The following is a 2,562-nucleotide window of genomic DNA, read 5'->3' as shown; positions in this document are numbered from 1 at the left end:
TCTGTATTGTTCTAGACTATCAAGTCTTTCACTGTGATTGTTTAGTCTTCTTTCATGCGTTTTGAATTTTTCATCTACGTTTCTATGCTTTTCATCACAAATACTTTGGTTCATAACATCCCTCCGTCTATTTTTTATTTGCTTCTTTTCTCATTTCTCTTCTAGCTTCGACTGCAGCTGCTAGTGCTTTCTCGATGAGGTCATAAAATCCATATTTTGATTCAATTTGTTCTTCCTCCGGTGATAGTTTTTTATCCTCAGATATTTTTGATATGGTAGGTTCTAGGCTCTTCATGAAGTCGTACTCTTTCTTGTATCTATTACGTTTCTCTTCTGTTGAACCTTTTTCTGTGAGTGCTACGATTGCATCAAGTGCAGTTCCGCAATCAAGTGTGTGTTCTGCATCTCTAATTTGTTATAGTTTTCTTTTTCCTTGTCTTCTACCGTACTCTAGTTCAAATGCTCTTAGGTACATTTTATTTCTTCTCTTTGCTGTGTTTAATGATTTCATTTTCATCTCTCCCTTATTTGTTTGAATTTATTACATCTGCTACTACTTCTTTTAGGTTTCCAAGTGCTGGAACATTTTCTAATTTGAATATTCCTGATTTAACTAATGGAACCCAAACATATTTTACTAATCCTGAATCCTGATTAAATGTCATTTATTACACCCCCTTCATCATTGTTACTTCAGCTAATGCTCTTTGTAATCCACTGATTTTATCTTTCATTTCTTTTAGTTCCTCGCTCATTGGTCTTTGCGGTTCAATAATTTCATCTTCTTTTTCATCTCCAGTTGGATAAAGAAATTCTAAACTCTCATCTTCCAAATTAACTCTATATCCAACACATACTGAAAAATCTTGAACAAATTGCCCATATTCTAAATTTAAAACTCCAACTGTTTCTTCATTTCTCTTACTAAGTTCTAAATAGTTTTTAAAGTCATCTTCTTTTGTTGTTTGTTTAACAAAACCACTTCTTTCTCCTGTGTCTACTAAAATATTTCCAGTTGTTTTTTCATAATATATTTTTCTTCCTATTTTCATAATTTTCTCCTATTCTATAGCTAACCAATATGCATTTGAATTACCAAAATCTGTTTCATTAGGTGAAAGTATAAAGGCTCCATAATAAATATTATTTGGGATCTCCAAAACTCTAGCGTTATTTAGTTTTATGCTTAAACTCGTTCCAGAATATTTAAAATTAGAATAGATCATAATTTGGTCTGTTCGATTAACGCTAACTCTTACAAAAATAAAAGCAGGAGTAAAATCTAATCCCGTTACAATTATTTCTCCGTATGGATTTAAAGTTTTAGTTCCTTTTGCCATTTTAGCTCCCGTGCTAATACTTTTAATAGCAACAGATAACTCTGCAAATGTCGGATTAGTAGGTACAACTGTATTAGGGTCTATGTCAGTAATCGCAGTACCTACTGTTTGTTTTCCGTTACTGACATTTTGAAAAAGTTCATTAATAGCACTAGTTACATTTGTTTTATCTGTTGTTTTCAGTTCTTCTAAGTTTCCAAGGGATTGTTCTATATTGGATTGATCCTTAGTAACAGAATTCATAGTCTCTGATATTGTTTTAATTTCCTCACTTATGCTCTCTGCAAAGTTTGGATCATCTCCAACTGCTATTTTGACTTCTTCTATTGCATTCATGGAAGCTTTCTCAACCTGACTAATCTTAGTATTCATCTCCTCAATCTTCGTCTCATACTCATTTCTCAAAACATAAATCAACGTATCATTTATAACCACCTCAATATGCTCTGCTTCCCCAACTACTGCAAATATCTCAAGTATGATTTCAACTGGGATGTTACCAAATCGAGGTAGAAAGTCTCCTTCATATCCTGCGTTCATGACGCTATAGAGTATTTCATTGTCGGCGTTTTCTGGATCTTCTACGAATATGCCTATCTCTCTCATGAAGAATCCTGTTTCTAATGCTTTGTTGCTTATATTTACTTTCATGGTCATTATGTTTTTTTCTTCATCTAAATCATATGAAGAAATGTCGACCTGCATTTTTTCATCAATCAATGCAGTCAATGTTCTAATATCTACATCTTCTGCCAGTGTTCCTGATCCAACTCCTACTCTTTTAAATTTAAGTGTAGAACCCATCTGTGCTTTGAGTAGAACGTTTTTCCCAGCGTTTGTTAGGTTCATTTGATTATTGCTCGCCACTTATATCCCTCCAATATTTTTAAATTTTATAACTCTCAAAAATACCATAGCTTTGATTGAGCTACTCGCTTGATACATATCTTGAAATGTCTTTATGGGCATTTTTTGTATAGTTTTCTTTTTGTAAACGTGCCCCATCATAACGCTACCTTGCCCTTTGTATTTATCTTGAGTAGTTTTCATGGGCATGTGAAGTTTTAGAGTCTTTTTTATTACATGCCCAACCCGAACCCCGCCCTCATTCCCTCTCACTATCTCCAAACACTCCAGATGACTTCTCTCATTTTTCACTGAATCTACTGCGTTTATGAGAGTTTTTATCTTTTCATACGTTGTCATTCTATCTCTGGTACCT

At 33.6% G+C, this 2,562-nt stretch carries 5 protein-coding genes; all 5 read right to left on the bottom strand.

The genetic code is table 11. From position 1 onward, the window contains the following. Window positions 1–127: 127 nt before the first annotated feature. Window positions 128–295: a hypothetical protein gene (locus tag N4A45_00615; GenBank protein ID MCT4663716.1), complete on the bottom strand. Its 168-nt coding sequence runs from the start codon at window positions 293–295 to the stop codon at window positions 128–130. A gap of 229 nt (window positions 296–524) precedes the next feature. Beyond that, entirely contained in the window at window positions 525–665 is a 141-nt protein-coding gene (locus tag N4A45_00610; GenBank protein ID MCT4663715.1) for a hypothetical protein, read from the bottom strand. A gap of 3 nt (window positions 666–668) precedes the next feature. Then, window positions 669–1,052, bottom strand: a complete 384-nt coding sequence (locus tag N4A45_00605; protein MCT4663714.1) for a hypothetical protein — start codon at window positions 1,050–1,052, stop codon at window positions 669–671. A 9-nt stretch (window positions 1,053–1,061) separates the two neighbouring features. Further along, window positions 1,062–2,189, bottom strand: a complete 1,128-nt coding sequence (locus N4A45_00600) for a phage tail protein (protein ID MCT4663713.1) — start codon at window positions 2,187–2,189, stop codon at window positions 1,062–1,064. A gap of 18 nt (window positions 2,190–2,207) precedes the next feature. Further along, window positions 2,208–2,562 (bottom strand): hypothetical protein (locus N4A45_00595; GenBank protein ID MCT4663712.1); only part of this gene is annotated, 355 nt, incomplete at its 5' end.

It is taken from the genome of Flavobacteriales bacterium (genome assembly GCA_025210805.1).
In the GTDB taxonomy this organism is placed as follows: Bacteria; Bacteroidota; Bacteroidia; order Flavobacteriales; family CAJXXR01; genus JAOAQX01.
Note: the sequence above shows the minus strand (reverse complement) of the source record. Positions and strands in the feature narration are given on the sequence as shown.